The following is a 25,440-nucleotide window of genomic DNA, read 5'->3' as shown; positions in this document are numbered from 1 at the left end:
GGCCAATGTACTTGGCGATCTTGCTCCCAAGGATCCCTTGAAAGGTGCGGGTCCGATAACCTCACTGCGTGCAGGCCAACCCGCTCAGTATTGAAGGTGTGTGGTCCTTCACTCCACTTCTGCGACCCGATGATCGAGGAGTGTTCCTGGAATCCTTCAAGCAGAATCTGCTCGCGGAAACCATCGGGCATGAGTTGAATTTGCAGCAGATGAACATCTCGGTCTCCAAACAAGGCACTGTTCGCGGGGTGCATTTCGCGCAGCTTCCGCCAGGACAAGCAAAATACGTCCAATGCTTTGCTGGCCGAATTCTTGACGTGGTCATCGACATTCGCGTTGGCTCCCCGACCTTTGGCCAATGGGATGCGATCGAACTCGATGACCAAGTGCACACCAGCCTCTACATCTCTGAAGGCCTCGGGCATGCATTTTGCGCCTTGAGTGACTCAGCCACCGTGGGCTACCTCTGCTCGGAGCCATATGCGCCCGGTCGCGAGCACGGCATCAATCCTCTCGACCCGGCACTGGACCTGCCTTGGCCCCAAGGCAAGCAGACCGTCCTTTCGCCAAAGGATTCGGCCGCACCAAGTCTTGCTGAAGCCGCTGAGGCTGGGCTGCTGCCAAGCTATGCCGACTGTCAGGCATTCATCGCCACACTGAGTTAGGCGATCGCCCCTGTGGGGTTGAGATTGACGCCACTGATCTTGCTTTTGTCCAATTTGAATCCCGGGCCGCTCGGCACTGACCCAGCCCACCAGGCCAGGGCCGTCTGCATCAGTGCGTACTCCTCTTTGCCCAGCGCATAGGAATCTTCAAGATTGCCGGTTGCATAGATGCGTCCGGAGTTGTAGCGCTGTTGCATGCCCCTGGTGTCGCGCGCGTGATCAGCGAGGTAGTGAGCAGCATGAGTATCGGCCGCTGAATAGATTGCGGCGAAGGAATCCACTCCGGTGAAAGTCGCCGGGCGACGAGTTCCCCAAGAAACGCCTTGGGGGTAGTAGATCTGACCGCCCGGCTTGTAGACGATGCCGCCGGGTGTGGCATATGGCGGCGAGGGGAAATCCACGACGGCGAGCGATCGGTAGATGATGTCCGAGTTCAAGAACACGGCTTCAGGCACGCTCAAGCCGGCAACGCGGAGCATGCTCGCACTCCACCAGAGGTTCTGAACATTCTGCTGGTAATCCGGATTGATGATGTTGTGGTTGGTGATCGTTCCATCTTCGTTGGCATTGGTACCCGGCAGTTCCTGCGAGATGTTGATGCCATTGACCTTGATGTTGTCGGTGAGATCACTTGGTCGGGCGAACGCTGCTATGGAGAAACCGACCAGGGCTCGCTTCCACGTATTTGCCCTCTTTGAATTGGGTGCCATCGCCATGGCGAGCGCAGGAGCAGTGAGATCCCACGAGACTTCATCTGACTTAGAGTTGCCGGCCGAGAGCTCCTTGCCATCGCGATCGCGGTAGTAATGCGGTCCGCGAGCGGCCACCGCATCGGCTTCTGACTTGACCATCGCAGCGACATAGGCCCGCTCCTGCTTGCCCAGATACGGCCACAGCAGCCAACCTGCCTGGCCAGCGGTGCTGGCCCAGAGAGCCGACTGCCAGGTGGTTCCCCAGCCGCCCGGAGTAATGGAATCGTGCTGGCAGGCAATAGAACGAATCTGCCATTTCGCATACGCGAGCAATTGCGCACGCGAAATGTTCTGTACGGACTTCCAGTTTGTGGTGGTCAGCATGATCGCCGCGGCAAGTGCCACATTTGCCGAACGCCGAACGGATTCTTCAATGCTCTTATGCGTGCTGATGACGTCGTAATAGGCGTAAGGAGTCTGGGTACTCAATCTCTTGGTGAGATCGTTCGTGATCGAGAAACGCAGACCGTCCTGCACTGTTGCCAAGATCTCCGGCATGCCTGGCTTGCCTACGTTGCCGTGCAATTTCGCTGGTGCGCGAACGCGAGATGCAACATCGAGGGCCCGCCGCTCTGACGCCGGTGTTGCAGTCGGACACGACTGCGGTCCCGTTGCACGTGAACCAACCAGGGGAGTGAAGCCACTGGGAACAGGAAAGACTTCAGTGACAGTTGAACTGAGCTTGCGCAAAGACTTGCTGAGCAGCCAGTTCACCCCATCGCGCACAACTCCGGGAGTATCAGCGCCGTCGGAATTCCAGTCGCCGACAACTGGAATATCCGTTGGCAGCCCATACGGGAAGCTCACTATCCCCAATTCGTCGTCAGGTTGAAGTACCAGGGTGGCGCCAGGATCCAGTTTCAGATCCTTCTTCTTTTCCACACCTGGCACGCGAAGAATCCAGGTGGCATTGCGCACAACTCCAAGATCGTCGATGCCATCGCCATTCCAATCGCCCACGACAGGGATGTCGCCTGCCTGACCGAAGGCAAAGTTCACAGTCCTGGTGCCGCTGACCTTCCATAGCCAGGTGCCGTTTCTGAAGAATCCCACGTCGGGCACGCGATCCTGATTCAAGTTGCCGACCACAGGAATGTCTCCTGGCTGGCCTTGGAAGCTGGCCACTGCCTTCCACTGCGGCGTGCTGCCAATCACCACGTCCGTTGCGTACCAAACCCCAGAGTCGTAGCGACCCGGCGTGGCAATGCCATCGCCGTTCCAATCAGCCATCAACGGGGTGCCGCTGCCAACGGATGCACTCGAGTGAATCGAGGCTGCCTGCATGCGCGGCCCAGAGCCGACGATGAACTGGCCTGTGGCCAGACTCGCAGCTGCAGGTACCGAAGCCGGGTTCGCTCGCGTCACGTACTTGCCAACACTCGGCAAGGCAGGAAGTCCTGGAGCCTGCAGGATCTTGACGGTCGAGGCCGCTTGGCTTGGCATCGTCGTCGCGAGCAAAGCGCAAACAACGAATCCAGCGCCGATGAGCCGAAGACCGCGCCGGCCGGCGCGAATGGTGCTGGGGTTCATGACAGCGAGCACTCCTGGCACAGGAGTGAGGAACGCATCGGCACTTTCACCAGCGTGACTTGGTCCGGTAGGGAAGTCTTCAGAGCGGCAAGGGATTCGCCGGAAACGGTGCGGAACCAATAGATCGCGATGTGCATGCTCGGATTCGCCGCGAGCGCATCGAAAACGTAACTCTGTGCGCTTTGTTCATACGGGAATGGCGGCAAGCTCAGGTAGAAAGTCTGCTGCTCCTTGCTCATCACTCCGCTCAAGCTGGCCAACCACAAATTCGGCAGGGTGCCGGAGCCATCCCAGAGCAAGGGAATGTCATTGGGGTATGACTTCGCCGCAATTGCTGCACCGATAATCGCTTCCCCTACGAGGGAGTTGTCGACACTGCCAGCCCGCTTGGCTCCCGCAGCTATCCCGGGTGACGAACTGAAGCCATTGGTGAACTCCTTCGGTGTGATCCCGACGTAGCCGAAGGCAACAATCGCGAGCAGGCAGACGATCAGAGCCATCACGAGACCCTCGGCGCGCGAGCGCGCCAGATAGGCAACGGCGAGAATCACGGTGATCGACGCCAATGCCGCGTACGCAGGTGCCGCGAACTGCAGAATCGCATTGAGAGTCTTCAAGACGTAGTAGCTGTTCAGCCACGAAAGACCCGCTGAATGCGCACCCAGCACAGCCACCGCGAGGAAGGGCAGAATGGCGATGGCCGTGCCGGCAACAGCTACGCCGAGCGGAATGAGACGTCGTCGGAAGAGCAACAGCGCGATAAGCGCCAGCAATAGCGGCGAGACCAGGGCAAGGCCGATATTGAAGGGCACCATTCCCGAACCAACAGCGCCGAGATCCTGAGTGAAGGTGCCCACGTCTGAGCCCGAAACATTGACGATCGCCTTGGTTTGCACATAGGTGGTTCCGCCAACGAGCAAGACCGTGGCGACGGCCCAGAGGATCCCAAGCCAACGCTTGCGCTGCGATAATGCGATGAGCACGACTACTCCCGCCGGCGCGATGCCCAAGACCAATGGCGTCCAAAGCCCAATGACAGCAAGGGAACCCAGCGGAACCAAGAGCCAGCCGATATGTCGCGCGCTGTTAAGGCTGCGAGTTGCGAAGTACGCCGTAGCTGCAGTGATTGTCACGGCCATGACGAAATTAGTGAAGCCCGCGTTGAAGAGTGCCATTGGGCTGCCCAGCAGGGCGAAGGCTGCGAAGGCCACAACCGCCACCGGTGCAGCAAGTCGCTTGAGCCAGGCGTGATCGGGGGCAAGAGCATCGGCAACTCGCTTTGCCAGATCGCTTGCGATCCATGACAAGGCGCCAAGGCAGAGGGCAAAGCTGATGGCAGTCCACTGCACAAATGGCCAGAGCAGGTCTAAGCGATCTAGGCCTGCGCCATTTGAAGCAAGTGCCAGCAAGGACCAGATCGTTGTGTGCAAAGACGGGTACCACTGGTTCCACGCAAGGCCACCATCAAGAGTGGGCCAATGAGTGGCGCCAACTTCATACGTGTTGGCAAACGGAACGAAGTGACCCTGGTTGTCCCACCCGGTGAAGAACAATCCGCTGACAATCTGATCCGCGTTTGCTCCGAAATATGCGCTCATCAGCCAAAGTCCGCTGACAATGACGAGTGCTGCCACGCACCAGTCGGCAGCCTTCGGCTTAGGCAGGCTTGCGTACGACTTCAACTGCGGAATGAATCCAAGCCCCACGGCCAAAAGCACAGCTAAAGAGAGCCCAACGCGCGTACTCGTCTGAGTTACCGGTACCTCGCTGCCTCGCGGAATTGTGACCGCTACAAGTCCAGCAATGATGATGGCCGAGATGATCGCCCGTTCGGTAAGCGAACGACCCCACGGCGGTGCAACGGCAAGCAGGATCACGCATGCGATGAATCCGAGAACCGGAAGAACCCACAAGAGTGCAATGGCCACAACGGCCGCGACTGCCAGGACCTTGTTGGAGCGAGTCATCAACTTGCCTTCTGCATGCCGATGACGACATTGACCGGGGCATTCTGTACAGCACTGACCTCTGCTGTTCGCCCGGTGATGACCATGCCTTCAGTTTCAACCGGCGCCCAGCCCAAAGGTGCTGTGACACGCACGGTGATCGTGGATGGAATGAACAAGGATTGTGGGTCAGCTTGAAGCGCGTAGGTCAGTGAACCGTTGGCACTGAAGGATCCAGCAGGCAGGTCGTAACTCTCCGAGACCGTTGAAGATTGACCAGGTCCGGTCCACCCGACCACGCGCACAAGCTTCTGATTGAAGCCATCGTCGGCGTATCCGTGGCCGTACTGCTGATGATTCTTGAAGGGTCGAACAGCAAAGCCAGCCGGATAGGTCGCTTGCATATTCTCTGCGGCATCGGGCACGTACATGATGTACGCGGCCTTCAGCCAACTTGTCTCATAGCCGATGCGCTCGGATGGACCTTCGGGTCGATTGGCCGGAGTCGCGTTGGTGAGGATGACATCCTGAGTGATGTGTGCCGAGCCATCAGCATTGACGGCCGCATTGACGACGACGCTGCGCTTCTGGAAGACATCAACCTTGCTCTGGTTTCCGTTCTGCGTGTAGACCGCCGACCAGTCACCCGATGTCGGTGCAACCACTGCGCCACCAGCACCACTCTTCACAACGATTGACTCGAAATCAGGGTTGAGCATCCATACCTGGAAGTGACGGCCCGGTGCAGTCTTCGCCATCGCCTTTGCTGCAGTCACCAGCTCGTCGCCAGAAAGCAGTTTGGTCAGCAGCTGATCGAGCAATTCCTGATTGGCCTTCTGCCGAGCAACCGCCTCCTCCTGCCCGAACTTTGCATAGGCATCAATGAGAAGAATCTGTCCCAGCTTGTCCCCGGTGACCTCGCCATATGTCGGCGACTGGATGGCACCCATAGCGTTGAGCACTGAACCGATGGCGGTGAGGTCAACCGACACCACGCCGTCAACGGCCGGGTACTGACCACCCTGCCAAGCCCCATCCATTTCGCGCGCACTGATCAGCATGGACGGATGGGTATTGGTGACCACCATCGGTGCATCGCGCGGGTTGGTGTCGAAGAAGGGGTTCGCTGACGGTCCCCACCACTTCACGGGTGCATTGAGTGGCGGAAACAGTTCGGTACTCGTTTGTCCCTTGATCGGGATGGTGATGCGGCCTTCATCGAACTCAACAAGAATCAATGTGAGCGGTGCGCCACCTGATGCTCGCATCTCGGCTTGATTGCCGATGGCGATCAGATACCTCTTTGGACCGTTCGCGCCAAGTGCATCTGGCAGTTGCGGTGCCAGATCGACCAGGGCCTTCATTGCCTCCTGAATCGGTGCGATCTCTTTGAGCGCCTTGGCCTGGATCGATGCCAATGGACCCGAGAGCGGCCCATTGGCTTGTAACGATTCCAAGTTCGCGTACGTGCTTGTGATGCCTTGATCGATGGACTTCACGCGCGGTGGCAGTGCGCGCAAGGCATCAACGTCAATGGCACCGTTGTTGAAGATTTTCTCGGCGCCAGATTTGCCAGACAGATCTCCGAACAAGGTGAGCATGTCGCCAGTGCTGGTCGTGATGTGCTCACTTGCTGCGGCAATCCGCTCCCAGTTCGTGACAGCTGATCTCAATCCGGGAATCCAACTCAGCACCGTCATATTGCGACCATGTGCTGAGGCCGTGACTCGATCAGCCGCTGACTGCACTTGGGCGAAATCGGCCTGCGCCGCTACGTACTCGCCATCAGAGATCTGACCGGCGGCGCTTGTCAGGCTTGTTTGAAAACTTCGGGCACCAGTGATGAGTGAAATGAGCGAAGTGATGGTGGAGATTTGGAGCCAGACAACAAAGGTTCCGATCCCGATCCCGAGTGCAATGCCCAGCGCAAGGCGTGGAGATGACCGAGACACTTGGTGAGTATAGATAACGGGTCAGGAAATCCCTGTGTCGCGAACAGCTAGTAGGCGCCGTCTCCCACAAGCACAGCCTTGACTGTCTTGGCCACGATCACCAGATCAAGTGCGGGTGACCAATGCTCGACGTAGTCCAAGTCCAAACGCATGCGCTCATCCCAGTCAACGTCCTTGCGACCAGATACTTGCCAAAGGCCGGTGAGCCCAGGCTTGGTCAGGTGACGACGGTGATCGGCATCGCCGAGCAGCGGAAGCTCGTCGACGAGCACTGGGCGCGGTCCGACCATGGACATGGTTCCGCCCATCACGTTGATCACCTGAGGCGTTTCGTCAATAGACCAGCGGCGCAGGAAACGACCAAAGGGAGTGATGCGAGGATCTCCGCGGTATCGCGCAGCAATGCTGGAGTCTGGCGATCCGATGACTTCATCGCGATGCTCATCAGCACCGACATACATCGTGCGGAATTTTGCGACTTGGATGAGTTCTCCTCCGCGACCGACCCGCTCTTGGAAGTAGAACATCGGGCCGCGGCTGGTGAGCTTCACACCGATCGCGGCAATGATCATGAATGGCAGGAAGACCAAGAACAGAACGAAAGCAAAGAGAAGATCGATGGTGCGCTTGATGGCACGCTTGGGTCCGGTCAAGTGCGGCTCATCAAGATGGAGCAGCGGAAGATCAGCAGCCATGCGCATCGTGACGCGCGGGCCAGCGACATCACCCACGGCTGGTGCTACCAGCAGATCCACGCGCGGACCTTCCAGGCGCCAGGCCAGTCGTTGTACGACCTTTGCGCCGATGGCCGGTGAGCCAGCAATGGCCACGGTGTCAGCATCTTCCAAAGCAATCACTGCCATGACTTCATCGAGCCAGTCATCGAGTTCGTCTTCGGAGATGCCCAAGGGCGGTTCTTCGAGATCGTCGACCACGGTGAAGCCGGCCACTGGATCTCGATCGAGCATGTCGACGATCTCCGACTTTTGCGGCTCGGCGCCGATGACGACTGTGCGATGCAGGAAATGCCCATAGCGACGTTCGTGACGCAACCACGAACGAAGCACCCATCGCACAACGAGCAAGAGCAGCAAGCCAGTAGTGAAGGTGATCAGCACGAAGCCACGGGAGAGGTCGATTTTGAAAGCGAAGACGACAATCGCCACTGCTCCGAAGACTGTTGCCGCCGCTGACACCACTCTCTTGAATTCCTCGGAGCCAACACCGAGAACTCGAGTGTCATACGCACCACGCAACACCATGACTGCCATCCAGGCGAAGACCACGATCACCACGAGCGACACATAGGTGGGGTCGTTGATCTCAACATTGAATGGAATAGCCCACCTCAGGGTGAAGCCCACAACACCAGCAACGGTGATGGCGATGAAATCCCAGATGACTGCACGTGTTGCATAGACACGAAGGGGATCGCGACGCAAATGCGGCCGATCGCGGCGATTGTGCGCCGACGACCATCCAATTCGGGCCGGGGTACGCAGATGGCTCGTGGCGTCAGAGGGCATGGACCCGTCCTGCGCCACCTCGTGAGTCATCTCTCCTCCGAGTCCAAGGTTACCAGCGGGCCTGCCTTTGCCTTGGATCACGACCGGGCGGCTAGGCCTGCAGATAGATGCGAACTGGCACTTCAGTCAAGGTCAACTGCGAGCCAGAAGGCACCTGTGAGCACTTGGCTGCCGGATCGCAAACGAGAGTGCTGCCCTCGGGGGCGGTGTATTGAGCCGTTCCGGTGTTGGCCCAAGCCACGATCGACTTCTGCCCAGCGCGAGTGAAGTTGCAGGTCACCACATCGCCTGTCTCAGTACATCCACCGAAGGACGAGCCAACGACCCAGTTCTCCACGGCGAAGAATCCTTGCTCCGCAGGCGAACCCGGGTAGGCCTGAATACCCAGCAGCGGGTAGGGCTTCTGGGTCCAGATGTACCAATAGGAACGCTCAATGCCGAATCGAAGATCGTCGATGTAGGTGCGAACCACCCAGCCGGCGGCTTTCAATCCGGTGATCTTCTGCTTCGGGAGTGCTCCAGGGCCGGCCAAGCCGTAGTTGAGCTCGGTATCCCAGACGGGCATGTCGGCCGGGGCGCCGGAGTCTGCGATGACTTTCATCGCCATCTCGATCAGTTTGCCGCGCGCAACTGGATCCCCATCAGCCTTGGGATAGGTGTGCATCGCAAGTACATCAACTGGCCAATCGAGCTTGGCAAGCTCGCTCAGGTATGAGGCATAGAAGCGGTCGAAGGCGGACTGCAAGCGAAGTGCCGGTGACGCCGAAACGATCTTGGCCTCGGGGTCGTTGGCCTTGATGATGTCGTAGGCGCGCTTGGTCATCTCGGCCAGTTGCGCGGGAGTTCCGTTGAAGAACTGCTTGAGGTTGGCCTCGTTCCAGATTTCATATGAGGTGATCTGGCCCTTGTAGCGCGTCACAACTTCGCGGACCCAGGTATCCCAGTCGGCCATGTTCTTGGGAGCACTGTTTGCGCCCGGGTACGGCGGGTAGACGGGGTCGGTCACCTTCGATGCGGCCCAGGTCGGCGTAGTTCCGAGCACCATCAGGATGTCGGTCAGGCCCTTGGACTTGGCGTTGGCAAGAGCTCCGTCGAGGTTCTTCCAGTGGTACACGCCCTTGGAAGTCTCAATCTGTGACCAGGCGGTGCCGTTATCCCACAGTCGTAGCGCGCCGAAAGGTGCTGAGGACCAGGCCTCTACCTCTTCGCCCTCAATCTGCAGTCCTACCAGGGAAGCCGGAATCGCATCGGCTTCAAGCGTCGGCGCCGGTGAGGCACCGCTGCCAGCGTCATCCCCGCCGCCACACGCTGCCAGCAGCAGCGCGGCACTGAGTGCTAGAGCACCGAAGGCTGCTGATTTTGTGCGTTCTTGGCGTCGGTTCCGAACCATAAGGGCATGCTCCCAATCGTGACGTTTGTACCTGGAACGACCGCAGCGCACTCATTGAGCGCATTGCATTGGACCGTTGCCCCTGCGGGGACAGTGTAAGTACCGCTACCCGTTGTGGCCCAAACCACGATCTCAGGGCTGGAGTTATCGCCGAGCTGGCAGGTGTTCACGGCTGCGGTCGTGCAGCTGTAGAAGGAGTCGGTGAGCCAGCGCTGCACAGTCTGGAAGCCAAGGGCTCCCGGCGTGCCGTCAGTCATGACAATGCCAACACGACCATCTGGGGTGTTCCAGAAATACCAGTAGGAGCGAGAAACCCCAAGGCGGACGTTGTCAAGGTAGGTCTGAGCAACGTAGGCCGCGGCATCCGCACCACCGATGGAGCGCCCAGGCGTGCCGCCAGGCCCCTGGATTCCGTAGTTCACCTCGGTATCCCAGAGCTGACGGTCAGCTGGAACACCAGCCTTCCTCATGTCGGCTTGAGTCTTCTGGATGTAGTTCACGCGAGCGGCCGGACCTTCATTGCCTGCGGGGTAGGTGTGCACCGACACCGCGTCAATAGGCCAACCCTGCTTCTTCAAGGCCTTCAAGTAGGCGGGGAAGAATTTGTTGTAGCGAGCGGTCAAGCGCACAGTGCTGGAAGCCGAAACCACCGCTGCTGTGGGGTCGATCGACTTGATGATCGTGTAGGCCGCCTTGGTCAGGTCGGCCATCTGCTTCGGTGTGCCTGCCCAGTAGTTGGTCAGGTTGGCTTCGTTCCAGATCTGATAGGCGCCCACGCTGCCCTTGTATCGAGTGGCCACTGCGGTGACCCAGGACTTCCAGTCAGCCATGCTCTTGGGCATCGACGCAGCACCCTTGTATGGGTAGGTGCCCTGCTTCTTATTCGAGGCTGCCCAAGTCGGGGTCGATCCGAGCACGATCATCGAGTTCGCGCGCGCAAGGTTGCCGTTGCCAACGGCAGCATCCAGGCCATTCCACCAGTACTGACCCCTGGATTGCTCAACTTGACCCCAAGCCACGCCCGAGTCCCAAAGCCGCAAGGTCCCAAATGTCACCGACGGCTTCACGCCATTGGCAATGCCAGGCACGTGGAGTCCGAACGAGGTCGAAGGCACTGGGTTTGCTGCTGCTTGAGCCGGCACAGTTGCCGCCAAGGAACCAAGTACGGTGAGGCTTGCTACGGCCGCAATAAGGGCACGACGCATGAGGGAACTCCCAAAACGAGAAGACAAATGTTCTTTGACTCTAACTTAGAGAGTCAAGGAACAAGGTCAGCGACACCGCAGCACGTAGAGGCTCTGACCATCTGTTTCCTGGCCGTACTCGAAGCGATCAACTGCCAGATGAGCAGCATTCACATGGTCCTCGAAGTGCGGCCTGGAGAAGCGCGTGCAGTGCAGGCGCCCCTTCCAATCCAGGGGCCCATAGCCCTCAGGATTCTCCTCCCAGCCGGCTACATCCTCCTCGACGAAGCAGGTGACGAAAGCCTTGCCATGGGGGGTCAATGCCTCGCGGATGAGCTGCAGGTAGCCCGCCGTGTCCTGATCGTTCATATGTGAAAAGACCGAATAGGCGTAGAACACATCGACAGTGCCGGAATCCACCGAAAGGCTTCGCTCCCGCGAGCCGTCAGGGTTGTAGCGCTCATTGCTGACGTTCAAATAGGTAAAGCGAAATCCTGGCCCCGACAGGTTCTCTTCGGCCCATTCAATGAGCTCGGGCTGAATATCGACTCCGTGGTAATCGCGAATGCGTCCCAGATGTTCGCGCACGCCCACGGCCAAGCGGCCAGCCCCGCATCCCCAATCGAAGAGCGCTGACTCCGTGTTCAATCCGCAGTACTTCTCTAGCCGCTGCACATCGCCAACAGCAGTCTTGACGAAGGCCTTGTCGTTCTTGAAATGCTTGCCACCCATGCGGTATTTGCCAGGTGGAAGCGGAGTCTTGCTCTTGCGTCCGATCATGGATGAACCCTAATCGTCAGATTAAGAAGAACTCCTGCGCCTTGAGCGTCAAGGACTCTCGAACACTTGGGTGTGCGGCGTACTTGATGATGTTCGTCGCCTGCTCACTTTGCGATCGTCCAAATACAAACGCAATTCCATTTTCGGTGACAACAGCACTGTGTTGAACACTCGTCACTGGCTCAGTGATTCTCGGCACGATGGTCGACACATTCGCTTTGGGGTGCCAGGACGGAAGGGCAATGAAAGAACGACCGCCGCGCGAATGCATCGCGCCGACCATGAAGTCCGTTGCACCTCCGAATCCAGAGAAGATTCGGCCATTGATGCGACTGGCATTGGCCTGATCGAAGAGATCCACCTGCAGAGCTGCATTCACACTGGTCATTTGCGCCTGCCGCGCGATGGCTCCCGGATCGTTGACGCGTTCAGTGCGCATCATCCGGATCGATCGATTCAGATTGACCCAGTCGTACAACTCCCGTGAACCGAAGATGAAACTCGACGTCAACGGAATCTCAGGATCAAGAGCCCCCGCCTTATGCAGGGCCAGCACACCGTCGCTGAACATCTCTGTCCAGATCCGAAGCCCCTTGTGCTGAGTCAGGCCCGATAGCACTGCATCTGGCACCGAGCCGATGCCCAGTTGCATGGTTGATCCGTTTTCGATGACCGCGGCGATCCGATCGCCTATCTCCTTGGAGATTCCCGTCACTTCAAGCGCCGGATGCGTCGGGAGTGGTTCATCAACTTCTACGAGATAGTCAACATCATTCTCATAGAGTTGGGCATCGCCGTAGGTGTACGGCATTTGCGGATTGGCCTGAGCGATCACCAAGCCACCATGTGCTCGAGCCGATTCGATCGCGGCGGGCAGGATGTTGACCTCAGTGCCAAGGCTCAGAGTGTCAAAGCGGCGGCTCGAGGTATGCAGCAACACCAAGTCCGGGCGGTAGTGATCGCGAAAGAGCACCGGCACCAGGCTCAACCGGCAGGGAATGTACTCAAGATCCGCATAGCCGCGCATTCCAGCCCCGATGAACGCCGTTTCGTACCGAACACCGGGTCGTGCTGGCAGCCCGAGTTGAGCGTTCAGCATGTGCAGTCGGTAATGCGAAACATGCGCATCAAGTGAACCGAGCAGCACATGTGGTGTCGCGAAGTTTCCTGACGTGACCACCCGCGGGTTGTCCGGGAGTCCGTCATATATCCGAGCCAGCTGATCGGGGGTGATCACGCGCATGGCGCAATCTTGGCGCGAAGCCACCCTCGCGGACCATCGGCGCGGGGCGCGCCCTGTGCCAGAATGGTCAAATGCAGCCGGAAATCGCCTGGGGCGATGCCAAGGTCTACGTCGCCGGACACCACGGGCTCGTTGGTTCAGCGATTGTCCGCGCTCTTGAGACCGTCGGGGTCGGCGAAGTCATCGGCTGGCGTTCGAGTGAACTGGATCTGCGCGACCGCGGCGCCACCTTCGATGCCATAAACGAAGCCAAGCCCGACATCATCATCGATGCGGCGGCAAAGGTCGGCGGCATCATGGCGAACTCGACGTACCCAGTTGAGTTTCTGCGCGACAACATCCTGCTGCAGACCAACATCATGGACGCGGCACACGCGGCCGACATCAATCGCCTGCTCTTCCTAGGCTCCTCTTGCATCTACCCACGCAATGCGAGTCAGCCAATTCGTGAATCCTCACTGATGACCGGTCCTTTGGAGCCAACGAACCAGGCCTACGCCATGGCCAAGATCGCTGGCATCTACTACATCGAAGCTCACCGCACCCAGTACGGACGTCACTGGATTTCTGCGATGCCCACAAACCTGTATGGCCCCGGTGACAACTTTGATCTTGAGACCTCACATGTGCTGCCGGCATTCATCCACCGCTTCCACGACGCCAAGGTCTCTGGCGCCCCGACAGTCACGGTGTGGGGCACCGGAGCTCCTCGTCGAGAGTTCCTGCATGTTGATGACCTCGCCGACGCCTGCTTGTTGCTGCTGAACAACTACGACTCACCTGAAACGATCAACGTGGGTCTTGGCGATGACATGCCCATTCGCGAGCTGGCCGAAACCGTCGCAGCAGTCGTGGGTTTCAAGGGCACGATCGAGTGGGATTCGTCCAAGCCCGATGGCATGCCGCGCAAACTGCTGGACACCAGCCGCATCAACGAACTCGGCTGGAAACCGCAGATCTCATTGCGCGAGGGTTTGGAATCCACTTACGCCTGGTACCTGAACACCTACGCCTGATCCGGAGGACCAATGGCAGGCAACGCCTCCGCGAACGCACCTGTCCAGGTACTCCTTGCTGGTCGCACGGCATCTCTCGTTCGCCTGACGTGCAAGCCAGGTCTTCGACCAGCATTGCTTGATGTGCTCAATAACTATCTGGATCGACTCGGCGAAGAGCCAGGCACAGAGATCTTCACCTTGTCGATAGATCCCGACAACGATGATCTCGTGTGGATGTACGAGGTATTCGCGAGCGAGGATGCCCAACGCGAACACATGCAAGCACCAGCCTTGGGCGAGATGCTGCCGCTGATGCAAGAACTCCTCGATGGCCCTCCCGCGGTGCTGCGCATGATGCCTTTGCGCTTGTCACTGCAAGAAACGGTGCTCAGCGACGAGTTCGAGATCTAGGAGAACGGCGGCCGCTCGTCCAGTTTCATGCTGGCTCGCCCGGCAGCGCGCCATACCTTCGCCGTTGCATCACGGTCCTCGTCTGTCACCAAGTTGCCCATCACTCGCAGAGCAATTGTCATCAGTGCAGTGGATCGCATCCCCACTGGTCCGAGGGTCTTGATGAATCCAGGAACAGTCAGCAGGCCAGCCAGGCGGCGGGCAATTGAGAATGCCGTGCCATAGCGAATGCTCAACTCACCTGGCCAGATGTGTGAGTAGTCCAAGGCAGAATTCCCCTTGGTATGCATAAGGATTTCCGCGACGAGATGGCCGGTCTCCAGGCCATAGTCGATGCCTTCGCCATTGAGCGGGTTGACGCATCCGGCCGCATCACCAATGAGCATCCAGTTAGTGCCAGCGATGTTGCTTACCGCTCCACCCATCGGAAGCAATGCCGACGAGAAGAGCTTCAAATCACCTTCCAGCAACCACTGCTTGCGTTGTTGATCGGTATAGAGCTCGGTGAGTGCTCGAAGATTCACATCGGCTGGTCTCTTCGTCGTAGCAAGGGTGCCGACGCCAATATTCACCTCGCCGTCGCCGAGCGGAAATATCCAGCCGTAGCCCGAGAGCACTTCGTTCTGCTCCCCGCGCAGTTCCAGATGCGAGGAAATCCACTTGTCATCGGATCTGGCACTGCTGATGTAGGCGCGACCAGCAACTCCGTACGCCGTGTCCTTGTGCCATTGGCGACCCAGGATTCTGCCGAGCTGCGATTTGGCACCATCAGCAACGATCAACCGCTTGCATCGAATGACTCGCGAGACTTTCTTCCCGTTTTCGACGCACGTGAAGGTCACCGAAGCCACCCGACCGTCCTCAAATTCGACATCGGCTGCGCGATGTCCATCAAGGGGAACAGCGCCGGCCGCCAGTGCCACCTCGCGAATCCGCGCATCCAATTCAGTGCGCGGCACAGCCGATCCGTAGTTGGGTAGCGAACCTCCTGGCCACGGGAGCATCAGAGTCTGACCAAAGCCCGCCGCACGCAAACCCAAGTTGCGCGGCTGATCCTGCAGCCATTGGCCCAGGCCCAATTCATTGAGTTCATGTATCGCTCGAGGTGTCAGACCATCGCCACAGGTCTTGTCACGCGGAAAGACCTGAGCATCTGCAAGCACGACATCGAGCCCAGCCCGGGTAGCCCAAGCAGCTGCTGCCGCACCAGCGGGGCCAGCGCCGACAACCAGAACATCGGTGTCGGATGGGCTCGTGAGCATTGCATGATTCTCGCGGAAGCCGCGGCCGGACAAGCTCTGCGGGGTGCTCGGCAAGCTCTGACTCTTGTGATGTCGCGACTACGGTGACTTGCGTGCGAAGTCCAATTGCGCTCGCTCTCGCGGGCTTGCTTGCCAGTTGCGGCATTGCATTTGTCACACCCGCCGAAGCGGCGACTCAACTTTCCGAGACGGTTTTGAACTCACTGCCTGTCTCCCCCGAGCATGCCGAGGGCTACGACCGATCGCTGTTCAAGCACTGGATCACTCAGTACGGCTGCACGACTCGGCAAGACGTGATCATCCGCCAGCGAACCGCAGGCACAGTCAAAGGATGCGCCGTGGCTGACGGTCAGTGGTTCTCTGACTACGACGGAGTCATCACATCCAATCCGCGCGGCTTCGATATTGATCACCAAGTTCCGCTGAAGGAGGCCTGGGATTCTGGTGCTTGGCGGTGGACTCCTGACGAGCGCAAAGCATTTGCGAATGACCTGGGCTACGCGAATTCGCTCAATGCTGTCAGCGCCTCCTCGAATCGTTCCAAGGGCGAGCAAGATCCGGCCGAGTGGATGCCTCCACGCGCGGGTGATGCTTGCAGATACGCAAAAGCCTGGGTCGGAGTGAAATATCGATGGCGCCTCGCCGTTGATACAACTGAGAAATCAGCACTGGTTCACATCCTGCGTGCTTGTCCAGCGAGGATGGACTTGCCGCAACTGGCCGCGCTCTAACTCAGCCGGTTGATGGGCGTCGACTAGACGACGACGCAGACGCCGAGAACCAAACCTGGGACAGTGAGGAAATCGACTTTCAGCAGGAGTTCGGGATCATCAACGCAACTGACGAAATGCTCTTTGGGGCTGCCAGCAATGATCGGCCATCTGCGCAAATCGCCGCCGAGCCCAAGACCAACAGCCTTTGAGGCGGCTTCCTTGGCAACAACGGCACTCAACAAACTCATCTGCTCCTGCGCGACCAGGGCCGTCTCAGTTTCAGTGAGCACTCGAGCAACCGTCGTTGCCGGTCGATCGAATCTCTCGACATCAACGCCCACTGATTCGGTGCCAGACACCGCTGCGACCATGACGCCCGGTGCATGCGCGAGGGATACCACTGGCAAAACCAGCGCACGGTCCTCGGCCCACGTTGCTTGGGGCGCGCCAGCATCTGTGCGGGTGATGATCAGTTCCTTGGCATCGACCTTGAGTTGATGCATCTCTAGCATCCAGGCACACACCGCCTCCTTCAACGCGATGCGTCCAAAGAGCCATTCCATGCGTCGAGTCTGCTTGGCCTGCATTGACTCCCAGCTGGCAAGCTCAGCCGAGGTGAGCCACTGTGCTCCGCGTTGCTTCAACATCTCTTCTGGGTAGGCCTTGAGCTCGTCGACGACCGTGACATGCACTCGAGCAAATGGCTCAACCACGCATACGTAGGTCGCCATTCGCGAACAGTACGGCGTTGGGGATTGAACGGTTGGCGAATGACCGACCTGCGACCAACATCAGGTGGTAAACGAATGTTTACCGCCAACTAGAACCCCATCACCTGCGTTCCAAAGTGCTTCTGTACCTTCGGCAGTCGCCGAAACATCTGAGTTGGGGCACACATGAAGGTTTGGTTCATCACCGGCACATCGCGCGGATTCGGCTATGTCTGGACACAAGCCGCGCTCGAACGTGGCGACAAGGTCGTGGCTACGGCCCGCGATCTGGAGCCTCTAGCCCCGCTGGTTGAGAAGTTCGGCGACGCGATCCTGCCGATGCGCCTGGATGTCTCCGACAAGGATGCCGTGTTCGATGCAGTCGCAGCCGCACATGCACATTTCGGACAACTCGACGTTGTCGTCAACAACGCTGGGTTCGGCCACATCGGCTATGTCGAGGAGCTGACCGAAGCTGAGATCCGGGCGCAGTTCGAAACCAATGTGTTTGGCGTCATTTGGGTAACTCAGGCCGCCTTGCCATTCCTTCGCGCTCAGGGTTCGGGGCATCTCATTCAGGTGAGCAGCGCAAGTGGTCTCACAGCTGCGGGCGGGATGGGTCTCTACAGCGCATCGAAGTGGGCATTGGAAGGGCTTTCTGAAGCGCTTGCTCAAGAGGTTCGCAAGTTCGGCATCAGCGTCACTCTGATCGAGCCCGGCGGATACGCAACAGGATTTGGCACTGCTGGTCGACGAACATCAGACATCCATCCGGACTACGTCGCTTCGCACGAAAAGCTCGCGAAGCTCTTCGGCACCGCGGCCGGCTCGGACGCCAACGACAGCATCGCTGCACTGTTCGCAGTTGTCGATGCGGAAAAGCCACCTGTGCGTTTGCTGCTTGGCAATCAGGCCGTTGACATCGTCAACGGCGCATACGAGCGCCGACTCAACGACTGGAAGGCCTGGGAAGCGGTCTCGCGTTCTGCGGGCTAGCGCAATCTGTTTTGCCGCATCTATGAAGTACGCCATGCTGCTCTCGTGAGTGGACGCTTAGTCATCATGGGTTCGGGCGAGAATGCCCCAGGCATGGTGAAACTGCATCGCACTCTGCTCGAACCGCTCACTGATGGCGCCAAGACGATGCTCGACACGCCAGCTGGATTTCAGGTCAACGCTGACGACCTCGCCTCGAAATATCAGCAGTACTTCGAGGAGTCCGTGGGCCAAGTCATTGAGATCGGAAAGTGGCGTCGCAAGGACGATCCGATCCTTGAACGCGAGCGCACTTTGGCACTCATCAATCGCTCAGATTGGGTGTTCGCCGGGCCCGGCAGCCCTTCGTACGCACTGCATCACTGGCTGGACACCCCAATTCCGGCAGCACTCGAGCAAGTGCTGGCGCGCAATGGGACTCTCGTGATTGGCAGCGCCGCAGTCGCCACTCTTGGCAGCCACGCAATCCCGGTCTATGAGATCTACAAGGTCGGACTTGATCCCTATTGGCTCGCCGGCCTTGATCTGCTTGGCAAGGCAACTGGAATCCAAGCGGTGGTCGTTCCGCACTTCGACAACCGCGAGGGCGGCAGACACGACACGAGTTGTTGCTACATCGGCCTGGAGCGACTGAAGTCCTTGGAGGCAATGCTTCCAGCTGGGGTCGGCATCATCGGAGTCGACGAACACACAGCGGTGGTGCTCGACTTGGTCACCGAGGAAGTCTCTGTGCACGGACCAGGTGGTCTGACTTTGCGTCTGAACGGCGAGTCAGAATTCATTGCCTCGGGCACGTCCACCAATTTGGAACATCTACGTACGTTCTTCCAGACCACCGATGCAGCAGTTGCAGCGACCGCCACACTTGCCAGCACTCATGACGCTGATCCCGCGTTGCGCTTTGCTGACCGACTAGCCGCCGGCGATGCCGATGGCGCAGTTGCTGTCAGTCTTGAAGTTGAAACCGTGCTCTTCAATTCAGGTTCCTCTGAAGCACACCTTGCCCTGCGTTCGATGCTCGTGCAGTTGGCTGACACTTCGCGCAATGGACTCGTCGATAGCCGTTCGGTGCTTGAGCCCTTAGTCAACATCGCCCTCGAAGTTCGTCGGGTAGCCCGCGATAACAAGGACTACGCCATGAGCGATCTGGTGCGTGATTCGCTCACTGCGGCAGGCATCGAAGTGCGCGATACCCCTGAAGGCATGATCTGGGAGCAGGTCACGAACCATTGAAGGCCAAGGGTGCAATCTCCCTTGGCCTTCAATGCACGTGCGCGAGGGGGGAGTTGAACCCCCACACCCTTTCGGGCACACGGACCTGAACCGTGCGCGTCTGCCTATTCCGCCACTCGCGCTCGCCTTGCTTTGAAGCATGCAGAGCGTACATGGTCCGCAGGAGCGCTAATCTCGTAGTCCAGCGTCTGGAAGGCCTGGATTCCCAGAGGAGCACCGTGCCTGAATCCACTCGCATGACCGTCACTCGCCTGATCCCGGCTTCAGCAGAGGCCATCTATGCGCTCGTCACCTTGCCGTCCGGGCATGTGGCGATGGACGGCTCAGGCATGCTGCTCGCCGCTCCTGATGACAAGCCGCTGACTGCGGTGGGCGACACCTTCGTCATCAATATGGATCGCGAGCCGCTGGGCGATGTACCCGACATGGGCAAATACGACGTGCTCAACACCGTGCTCGCCATCGAACCGAATCGTCTTCTGGAGTGGAGCGTGGGCACCTTCGGGCGTCCAGCATTCGGCCATTTCTATGGCATCAAGCTCACCCCGATCAGCGATTCGCAGACTCAGGTCGACAACTATGTCGATTGGAGCGGGATCCCCGAGAAGTACCGCGATCGGGTCACCTTCCCCGTCGTTCCCGAGCACATGATGCAAGCCACCCTGGTGCGCTTGGAAGAGGCACTTCTCTCGACCTGAGCCCGACCGCCGAGCTTGGTCAAGGCTGCCTTGCGCCCCGAGTCGCGCCTCAGGGATTCCACAAGCATGCGAGGTACCATGCCAAGAACGCTGTCAATTGAACGAGGTGTGTGTGGGCTTGCTAGCTCGGTTTGAGGATTCCCTCGACCGGATGGTCAATGGGGCGTTCGCGCGTGCCTTCAAGGCCGAGGTTCAGCCAGTCGAGATTGCATCGGCGCTCCAACGTGAACTCGATGATCGTGCAGCGATCATGGATCGCAACCGCACCGTGGTTCCCAATGTCTTCAACATTGAACTCTCCGGCCACGACTACACCCGGCTGGCGGTATTTCGCGATGCACTCCAAACCGAGTTGACTGCCTTGGTCAAGGGCTATGCGGCCGAGCAGCGCTACACCCTTCTGGGCGGAGTGCAGGTGATGATCTCCCAAGACGAAGAACTCGAAACCGGCATCTTCCGCGTCCGCAGCGAAGCCCGCGCAGAAGTTGCCGCACAGGGTGGCAGCGCTGACCTCGACAGCCAGGCTGGCGTCGCCCTTGGCGGTCAGCCTCGACTTGAGGTTGGGCGTATGGCCTATCCCTTGGTTCGCGCGGTCACCAGAATCGGTCGCGGGGCCGATGTCGACATCCGCGTGGATGATCCGGGAGTCTCGCGCCACCACTGCGAAATCGTGATGGGTACGCCGCTTCGCGTTCGCGATCTCAACTCCACAAATGGCACCACAGTTGGTGGTCGGCGCGTCACTGAACTCGAACTTGCTGAAGGCACGGCTATCCAGGTTGGATCAACCACGCTTGTGTTTCGGAGTATCTGAGCCGTGTCCGAGCTCGGACTTACCCTTGCAAGGCTTGCCTTCCTGGGACTGATGTGGCTCTTTGTCCTGGCAACGGTGCTGGTGCTTCGGCGCGATCTCAAGCAACCAGCCGAAGCCCGCCCTATCGCCCTTGGTCGCACGCCACGTCCTCCTCGGCCACCCAAGGTGCCCAAGAGCAAGGCAGCAAAGGTGCGTGGTTCCAAACTCATCGTCACTGACGGTGCGCTGAGCGGAACCGTCATTCCCTTGGGCACAGCCGATGTCACCATCGGCCGCGCACCGGATTCCACAGTTGTCGTCGAAGACGACTACGCATCCAGTCGTCACACGCGCGTCTTCGTTATCGACGGAGTGTGGATGGTCGAAGACCTGGGCTCCACCAATGGCACCTGGATTGATCGCACTCGCATTACGAGTGCAACAGCGCTGCCGGTTGGAGTGCCACTGCGCGTGGGTCGAACTACCTTGCAATTGCAGAAGTAGCTGAGAGCCCCATGCAATTGCGCTACGCCGCTCGATCCGATGTCGGACTCGTACGACCTGGCAACGAGGATTCCGGCTACGCGGGACCAAGTCTCTTGGTTGTGGCAGACGGCATGGGCGGTCATGCTGCAGGCGAGTTGGCCTCTGCAACAGCCGTCGCCATGCTCGCCGAGCTCGATGCCGCCCCACCCGCTGATCCGGTGACTGCACTGGCAGACACCGTGGATCGCATCGCAAGCACCATCGTCGACCTTGTGTCGCAGGACACCGAGGTCGAAGGCATGGGTACCACCGTCACCGCCCTCTACTGGCTCGGTGCTCGGGTAGCCGTCGTGCATGTGGGCGACTCAAGGGCCTATCTGCTGCGTGATGGTGAGCTCAGTCAGCTCACCCACGATCACACGTACGTCCAAACTCTTGTTGATGCCGGCCGTATTTCAGAAGAAGAGGCAGCAACGCATCCACGGAGATCGCTTCTGATGCGCGCTCTTGACGGCGTGAATCCAGTCGAAGCTGATCTTTCCGTTCGTGAGGCACGCGCAGGGGATCGATACCTGCTGTGTTCTGACGGTCTTTCCGGGGTGATGAGCAATGAGGAAATCGGCAGCCTGCTGGCCGAAGGTGAGCCAACTGGATGCGTCACTCGTCTGGTTGATCGCGCACTTGAATACGGCGCACCTGACAACGTGACCGTTGTCGTTGCCGATGTCATTGACTACGACCTTGACATCGCCGACTCAACAGTTCTTCCTGTTGTTGTCGGAGCCGCTGGCGAACTTCGGGTGCGTGAGCGACTGCCCCATGTTGAGTTTCCACTTGATGCGCAGCCTGATCCAGAAAACGTTGCGATCGCGCGTGAACGCGCGGTGGCAGCAACTCCCGAGAGCGCACTGAAGGTTCGCAAGCGTGAAGTTCGACGTCGACGATGGGTGCAATGGACTCTGAGCATCGTTGCAATCCTTGTGGTATTTGCCCTCGCATTCTTCTCCGGGCGAGCCTGGCTGCAACACCAGTGGTATGTCAGCGTCTACGGCAACCCGGGCACTGGAACCGTGGCGGTGTACAACGGCATTCCCGGTTCTGCGCTTGGTATTTCCTTGTCGAGAGTCACCACAGACAGCCATGTTGCCGTTGGCACGCTCCCGCTGTTCGATCAAGAATTGGTGAGCAAGGGCATTCCTGCCGCTGATGAGAATGATGCAGCGCGCATCACGAAGGAATTGGCCGAACGCGCGGCCGATTGCCAGGCCGAGGTGCCAGCTGCTGGCTGTCCAGGAACGCCGAACTGATGGCATTCCAGAATGTGCCAACGCGGCAACCCAACCGTCGCACCACTGAACTGCTGCTGACCATCGGAGCATGGTCTCTGGGCGTGATAGCGGCTGTGCAGATTGGTTGGGCAACAGGCGAAGGCATGACCGTCCCGATGTGGATCACAGTGAGCATCGTCGGGATTCTTGCCATTGCCATGCATATCGTCGTGCGCCTTCGCGCCAGCTATGCGGATCCGATTCTGCTGCCGATCGCCACGCTGCTCACAGTCATTGGTCTGGTGATGATCTACCGAATCGATGTAGCTGCAGAGCAAAGAGCGCAGCGCAATGCTGCGCCGCAGCCAACGCCTGATGTCTACGCGCAGCTGACGTGGTTTGCGGTAGCCGTGGTGCTGTTTGTTGCCACCATCATCTTGGTTTCAGATCACCGTCGGCTTCAGCGATTCACCTACACCTTCGGCCTTCTCGGCTTGCTGGCCCTCGTGCTGCCGCTTGTTCCCGTGATCGGCAACACCATCAATGGCGCAACATTGTGGGTCCACGTTTTCGGACTGTCATTCCAGCCTGCCGAAGCCGCGAAGATCCTGCTCACTATCTTCTTCGCCGGCTATCTCGTCATCAAGCGCGATTCACTGGCATTGGTGCGCACGAAGATCTTCGGCATCGGCTTTCCGCGCCCGAAAGACTTGGGCCCGATCGTTGTTGCCTGGATTGTGTCTCTTGCCGTGCTTGTGTTTGAACACGATCTCGGCACATCCCTGCTGTTCTTCGGCCTCTTTGTCTTCATGCTCTACATCGCAACCCAGCGGCGCTCGTGGCTGATCCTCGGCGCAACGCTGTTTGTGCTCGGTGCCACCGCCGCGTACTTCGCCTTCGGCCATGTGCGGGTGCGCGTTGATATTTGGTGGGATCCGTGGGGCGATGCAAACAACACCGGCTATCAACTCGTGCAGTCGCTCTACGGTCTTGCAAGTGGCGGCATGTTCGGCAGCGGACTGGGTCAGGGCTACCCCGATTTTGTTCCCTTTGCCAACACTGACTTCATCGTCGCTGCACTTGGCGAAGAACTCGGGCTGACCGGGCTCATCGCAATACTCCTGCTCTACGCAGTTCTTGTGGAGCGCGGCATTCGCACGGCGATCGCTGTGCGAGATTCCTTTGGGCAGTTGCTCGCCGTTGGTCTCTCGCTGACCTTGGCCTTGCAGGTCTTCGTCATCGTTGGCGGTGTTACTCGCCTCATTCCACTGACCGGACTGACGACTCCATTCCTCTCCTATGGTGGCTCCTCACTCGTTGCCAACTGGGTGATCGTCGCGCTACTCATCCGCATTTCGGATCGTGCCCGTCGACCCGACGTCTACGTACCCAGCGTTGATGAGGCCATGACCCAGGTGGTGCGCAAGATATGAATCGCCCCATCCGCCGCGTCAGCGCGGTGCTTGCTCTGCTCTTGCTTGCGCTCATCGTCAACATCACGATCATCCAGGTCTTCCGAGCCGCTGACTATCGGGATCGACCCGGCAATCAACGACAGCTGCTGGCCCAGTACGACCGCGAGCGTGGACCGATCCTGGTCGCCGCTGATCCCGCTGCGCGTTCGGTCGAAACCGGCGACACCCTTCGATACAAGCGCGTGTACTCCAATGGACCGCTCTATGCGCCCGTCACTGGTTTCTACTCGCTGGTCTACGGCGCGACAGGGCTTGAGCGCACTGAGAACCGCATTCTCAACGGCAGTTCAGATCTGCTGTTTGTTGATCGCACCAAGCAACTCTTCGCCGGCCGGCAGATTCAAGGTGGGGCGGTGACCACCACGATCAACGATCACGCACAAGAAGCGGCCTTCACGGCACTGGGCAGCAAGACGGGCGCAGTTGTCGCAATCGAGCCATCGACCGGTCGCATTCTGGCCTCGGTGCAATCCCCTTCTTTCGACCCGAATCGGCTGTCATCGCATGACCCGGCGCAGATTCGCGCCTATTACGAGAAGCTCAGTGCAGATCCAAAGAAGCCGCTGCTCAACCGACCACTCGTCGGGTTGAACCCACCAGGTTCGACCTTCAAGATGGTCGTCACGGCGGCGGCCCTTGCCTCGGGCAAGTACACCGCAGACTCGATACTGCCCGGCCCCAGTTCCTACAAGCTGCCCGACTCCTCAAAGGAGCTCCACAATTGGCAGGGAAGAGCCTGCAGCTCAAGTGGCTACCTCACCCTGCGACAAGCACTTGCCATTTCATGCAACACGGCATTCGCGTACCTGGGCAACCAACTCGGAGCCGATGCCCTGCGCGCTCAGGCAGAGAGCATGGGCTTCAACACGAGTTTTGAGGTGCCGCTACGCGCAGCCCGATCAACTTTTCCCGAGGACCCCGACGCTCCGCAAACCGCACTGAGCTCCATCGGTCAGTTCGACGTGCGCGCCACTGCCTTGCAGATGGCGATGGTCGGTGCTGCCATCGGCAACAAGGGCGTCACCATGAATCCGTACATGGTTCAGCAAATCAGAGGTCCCGACTTGTCCATCCTGCAGACCACACTGCCTTCGGTGTTCAAGCAGGCCATGACTCCCCAGAACGCGGTATCCGAGACCGAGATGATGGTCAACGTTGTGAACAACGGCACTGGCTCCAATGCACGAATCCCGGGGGTTGATGTTGCAGGCAAGACTGGAACTGCGCAGACTGGCAATGCCCGACCGTCGATCGCGTGGTTCGTCGCATTTGCTCCGGCAAAGAATCCGCAAGTTGCTGTTGCAGTGATGATCGAGGAAGCCGGCACGAGCGAAATCAGTGGAAACGGACTCGCAGCGCCGATTGCTAAGAAAGTCATCGAAGCGGTGCTGCTGGATTCAAAGACCAACCTGAGATAGTTGGTCACTAA

At 59.0% G+C, this 25,440-nt stretch carries 22 protein-coding genes and 1 tRNA gene; 12 read left to right on the top strand and 11 right to left on the bottom strand.

Annotated elements, in window-relative coordinates; genetic code table 11:
- The first annotated feature begins 68 nt into the window (after nucleotides 1-68).
- Nucleotides 69-665: a dTDP-4-dehydrorhamnose 3,5-epimerase family protein gene (locus tag Q7L55_12660; protein ID MDO8733400.1), complete on the top strand. Its 597-nt coding sequence runs from the start codon at nucleotides 69-71 to the stop codon at nucleotides 663-665.
- On the opposite strand, the gene Q7L55_12655 is transcribed toward Q7L55_12660, so the two are convergent.
- The 8 genes from Q7L55_12655 to Q7L55_12620 form a co-directional block, all read right to left on the bottom strand.
- Nucleotides 662-2,947 carry a hypothetical protein gene (locus Q7L55_12655; protein MDO8733399.1) on the bottom strand — a complete coding sequence of 762 codons (2,286 nt, stop codon included), beginning with the start codon at nucleotides 2,945-2,947 and terminating at the stop codon, nucleotides 662-664. The two genes, Q7L55_12660 and Q7L55_12655, sit on opposite strands and share 4 nt — an antisense overlap.
- Nucleotides 2,944-4,914: a hypothetical protein gene (locus tag Q7L55_12650; GenBank protein MDO8733398.1), complete on the bottom strand. Its 1,971-nt coding sequence runs from the start codon at nucleotides 4,912-4,914 to the stop codon at nucleotides 2,944-2,946. Before Q7L55_12650 ends, Q7L55_12655 begins: the two co-directional genes overlap by 4 nt.
- Nucleotides 4,914-6,845 (bottom strand): DUF4012 domain-containing protein, encoded by a 1,932-nt coding sequence (locus Q7L55_12645; protein ID MDO8733397.1) that lies wholly within the window; start codon nucleotides 6,843-6,845, stop codon nucleotides 4,914-4,916. Before Q7L55_12645 ends, Q7L55_12650 begins: the two co-directional genes overlap by 1 nt.
- Before the next feature lie 47 nt (nucleotides 6,846-6,892).
- Complete coding sequence (locus Q7L55_12640; GenBank protein MDO8733396.1) at nucleotides 6,893-8,371, bottom strand: sugar transferase; 1,479 nt, start codon at nucleotides 8,369-8,371, stop codon at nucleotides 6,893-6,895.
- 91 nt (nucleotides 8,372-8,462) lie between these two features.
- Nucleotides 8,463-9,761 carry a hypothetical protein gene (locus tag Q7L55_12635; GenBank protein ID MDO8733395.1) on the bottom strand — a complete coding sequence of 433 codons (1,299 nt, stop codon included), beginning with the start codon at nucleotides 9,759-9,761 and terminating at the stop codon, nucleotides 8,463-8,465.
- Entirely contained in the window at nucleotides 9,707-10,966 is a 1,260-nt protein-coding gene (locus Q7L55_12630) for an endo-1,4-beta-xylanase (protein MDO8733394.1), read from the bottom strand. The genes Q7L55_12635 and Q7L55_12630 overlap by 55 nt, the downstream gene beginning before the upstream one ends.
- A gap of 66 nt (nucleotides 10,967-11,032) precedes the next feature.
- Nucleotides 11,033-11,725 carry a class I SAM-dependent methyltransferase gene (locus Q7L55_12625; protein MDO8733393.1) on the bottom strand — a complete coding sequence of 231 codons (693 nt, stop codon included), beginning with the start codon at nucleotides 11,723-11,725 and terminating at the stop codon, nucleotides 11,033-11,035.
- A 16-nt stretch (nucleotides 11,726-11,741) separates the two neighbouring features.
- Nucleotides 11,742-12,968: an acetyl-CoA hydrolase/transferase C-terminal domain-containing protein gene (locus Q7L55_12620; GenBank protein ID MDO8733392.1), complete on the bottom strand. Its 1,227-nt coding sequence runs from the start codon at nucleotides 12,966-12,968 to the stop codon at nucleotides 11,742-11,744.
- Nucleotides 12,969-13,039: 71 nt separating this feature from the next.
- Here Q7L55_12620 and Q7L55_12615 point away from each other — a divergent pair, with 71 nt between their 5' ends.
- Together Q7L55_12615 and Q7L55_12610 are read left to right on the top strand one after the other, a co-directional pair.
- Nucleotides 13,040-13,984 carry a GDP-L-fucose synthase gene (locus tag Q7L55_12615; protein MDO8733391.1) on the top strand — a complete coding sequence of 315 codons (945 nt, stop codon included), beginning with the start codon at nucleotides 13,040-13,042 and terminating at the stop codon, nucleotides 13,982-13,984.
- Between the two features lie 12 nt (nucleotides 13,985-13,996).
- Nucleotides 13,997-14,377: an antibiotic biosynthesis monooxygenase family protein gene (locus tag Q7L55_12610; protein ID MDO8733390.1), complete on the top strand. Its 381-nt coding sequence runs from the start codon at nucleotides 13,997-13,999 to the stop codon at nucleotides 14,375-14,377.
- On the opposite strand, the gene Q7L55_12605 is transcribed toward Q7L55_12610, so the two are convergent.
- Complete coding sequence (locus Q7L55_12605) at nucleotides 14,374-15,639, bottom strand: geranylgeranyl reductase family protein (protein MDO8733389.1); 1,266 nt, start codon at nucleotides 15,637-15,639, stop codon at nucleotides 14,374-14,376. The two genes, Q7L55_12610 and Q7L55_12605, sit on opposite strands and share 4 nt — an antisense overlap.
- Nucleotides 15,640-15,731: 92 nt before the next feature.
- Here Q7L55_12605 and Q7L55_12600 point away from each other — a divergent pair, with 92 nt between their 5' ends.
- On the top strand, nucleotides 15,732-16,370 hold the full coding sequence (locus Q7L55_12600) for an HNH endonuclease family protein (protein ID MDO8733388.1): 639 nt from the start codon (nucleotides 15,732-15,734) through the stop codon (nucleotides 16,368-16,370).
- Between the two features lie 23 nt (nucleotides 16,371-16,393).
- Here the strand turns inward: Q7L55_12600 and Q7L55_12595 are convergent, their stop codons facing one another.
- A complete protein-coding gene (locus Q7L55_12595) occupies nucleotides 16,394-17,083 on the bottom strand; it encodes a 4'-phosphopantetheinyl transferase superfamily protein (GenBank protein ID MDO8733387.1) in 690 nt (229 codons plus the stop codon).
- Nucleotides 17,084-17,248: 165 nt separating this feature from the next.
- Between Q7L55_12595 and Q7L55_12590 the strand changes: the two genes are divergently transcribed.
- Nucleotides 17,249-18,058 (top strand): SDR family NAD(P)-dependent oxidoreductase, encoded by an 810-nt coding sequence (locus Q7L55_12590; GenBank protein ID MDO8733386.1) that lies wholly within the window; start codon nucleotides 17,249-17,251, stop codon nucleotides 18,056-18,058.
- Nucleotides 18,059-18,103: 45 nt separating this feature from the next.
- The gene (locus tag Q7L55_12585; protein ID MDO8733385.1) at nucleotides 18,104-19,291 is read left to right on the top strand and encodes a hypothetical protein; all 1,188 of its coding nucleotides are present in this window, start codon (nucleotides 18,104-18,106) and stop codon (nucleotides 19,289-19,291) included.
- A 38-nt stretch (nucleotides 19,292-19,329) separates the two neighbouring features.
- Here the strand turns inward: Q7L55_12585 and Q7L55_12580 are convergent.
- Nucleotides 19,330-19,413 (bottom strand) — tRNA-Leu (locus Q7L55_12580).
- Between the two features lie 96 nt (nucleotides 19,414-19,509).
- Here Q7L55_12580 and Q7L55_12575 point away from each other — a divergent pair.
- The 6 genes from Q7L55_12575 (at nucleotide 19,510) to Q7L55_12550 (ending at nucleotide 25,429) form a co-directional block, all read left to right on the top strand.
- The gene (locus Q7L55_12575) at nucleotides 19,510-19,989 is read left to right on the top strand and encodes a polyketide cyclase (protein ID MDO8733384.1); all 480 of its coding nucleotides are present in this window, start codon (nucleotides 19,510-19,512) and stop codon (nucleotides 19,987-19,989) included.
- Nucleotides 19,990-20,101: 112 nt separating this feature from the next.
- Nucleotides 20,102-20,803 carry a DUF3662 and FHA domain-containing protein gene (locus Q7L55_12570; GenBank protein ID MDO8733383.1) on the top strand — a complete coding sequence of 234 codons (702 nt, stop codon included), beginning with the start codon at nucleotides 20,102-20,104 and terminating at the stop codon, nucleotides 20,801-20,803.
- A 3-nt stretch (nucleotides 20,804-20,806) separates the two neighbouring features.
- The gene (locus tag Q7L55_12565; protein ID MDO8733382.1) at nucleotides 20,807-21,286 is read left to right on the top strand and encodes an FHA domain-containing protein; all 480 of its coding nucleotides are present in this window, start codon (nucleotides 20,807-20,809) and stop codon (nucleotides 21,284-21,286) included.
- Nucleotides 21,287-21,297: 11 nt separating this feature from the next.
- Nucleotides 21,298-22,575: a protein phosphatase 2C domain-containing protein gene (locus tag Q7L55_12560; GenBank protein ID MDO8733381.1), complete on the top strand. Its 1,278-nt coding sequence runs from the start codon at nucleotides 21,298-21,300 to the stop codon at nucleotides 22,573-22,575.
- Complete coding sequence (locus tag Q7L55_12555) at nucleotides 22,575-23,969, top strand: FtsW/RodA/SpoVE family cell cycle protein (GenBank protein MDO8733380.1); 1,395 nt, start codon at nucleotides 22,575-22,577, stop codon at nucleotides 23,967-23,969. Before Q7L55_12560 ends, Q7L55_12555 begins: the two co-directional genes overlap by 1 nt.
- The gene (locus Q7L55_12550; GenBank protein MDO8733379.1) at nucleotides 23,966-25,429 is read left to right on the top strand and encodes a penicillin-binding protein 2; all 1,464 of its coding nucleotides are present in this window, start codon (nucleotides 23,966-23,968) and stop codon (nucleotides 25,427-25,429) included. The genes Q7L55_12555 and Q7L55_12550 overlap by 4 nt, the downstream gene beginning before the upstream one ends.
- Nucleotides 25,430-25,440: the final 11 nt, after the last annotated feature.

It is taken from the genome of Actinomycetota bacterium (assembly GCA_030650795.1).
Taxonomy (GTDB): domain Bacteria; phylum Actinomycetota; class Actinomycetes; order S36-B12; family S36-B12; genus UBA11398.
This window is presented reverse-complemented; position numbering and strand designations above follow the sequence as displayed.

Coding starts and splice junctions, on each gene's coding strand:
- Q7L55_12620 (MDO8733392.1), bottom strand. CDS start 12,968: ATGCGCGTGATCACCCCCGATCAGCTGGCTCGGATATATGACGGACTC.
- Q7L55_12550 (MDO8733379.1), top strand. CDS start 23,966: ATGAATCGCCCCATCCGCCGCGTCAGCGCGGTGCTTGCTCTGCTCTTG.
- Q7L55_12605 (MDO8733389.1), bottom strand. CDS start 15,639: ATGCTCACGAGCCCATCCGACACCGATGTTCTGGTTGTCGGCGCTGGC.
- Q7L55_12560 (MDO8733381.1), top strand. CDS start 21,298: ATGCAATTGCGCTACGCCGCTCGATCCGATGTCGGACTCGTACGACCT.
- Q7L55_12590 (MDO8733386.1), top strand. CDS start 17,249: ATGAAGGTTTGGTTCATCACCGGCACATCGCGCGGATTCGGCTATGTC.
- Q7L55_12625 (MDO8733393.1), bottom strand. CDS start 11,725: ATGATCGGACGCAAGAGCAAGACTCCGCTTCCACCTGGCAAATACCGC.
- Q7L55_12555 (MDO8733380.1), top strand. CDS start 22,575: ATGGCATTCCAGAATGTGCCAACGCGGCAACCCAACCGTCGCACCACT.
- Q7L55_12610 (MDO8733390.1), top strand. CDS start 13,997: ATGGCAGGCAACGCCTCCGCGAACGCACCTGTCCAGGTACTCCTTGCT.
- Q7L55_12615 (MDO8733391.1), top strand. CDS start 13,040: ATGCAGCCGGAAATCGCCTGGGGCGATGCCAAGGTCTACGTCGCCGGA.
- Q7L55_12655 (MDO8733399.1), bottom strand. CDS start 2,947: ATGAACCCCAGCACCATTCGCGCCGGCCGGCGCGGTCTTCGGCTCATC.
- Q7L55_12640 (MDO8733396.1), bottom strand. CDS start 8,371: ATGCCCTCTGACGCCACGAGCCATCTGCGTACCCCGGCCCGAATTGGA.
- Q7L55_12635 (MDO8733395.1), bottom strand. CDS start 9,761: ATGGTTCGGAACCGACGCCAAGAACGCACAAAATCAGCAGCCTTCGGT.
- Q7L55_12595 (MDO8733387.1), bottom strand. CDS start 17,083: ATGGCGACCTACGTATGCGTGGTTGAGCCATTTGCTCGAGTGCATGTC.
- Q7L55_12650 (MDO8733398.1), bottom strand. CDS start 4,914: ATGACTCGCTCCAACAAGGTCCTGGCAGTCGCGGCCGTTGTGGCCATT.
- Q7L55_12630 (MDO8733394.1), bottom strand. CDS start 10,966: ATGCGTCGTGCCCTTATTGCGGCCGTAGCAAGCCTCACCGTACTTGGT.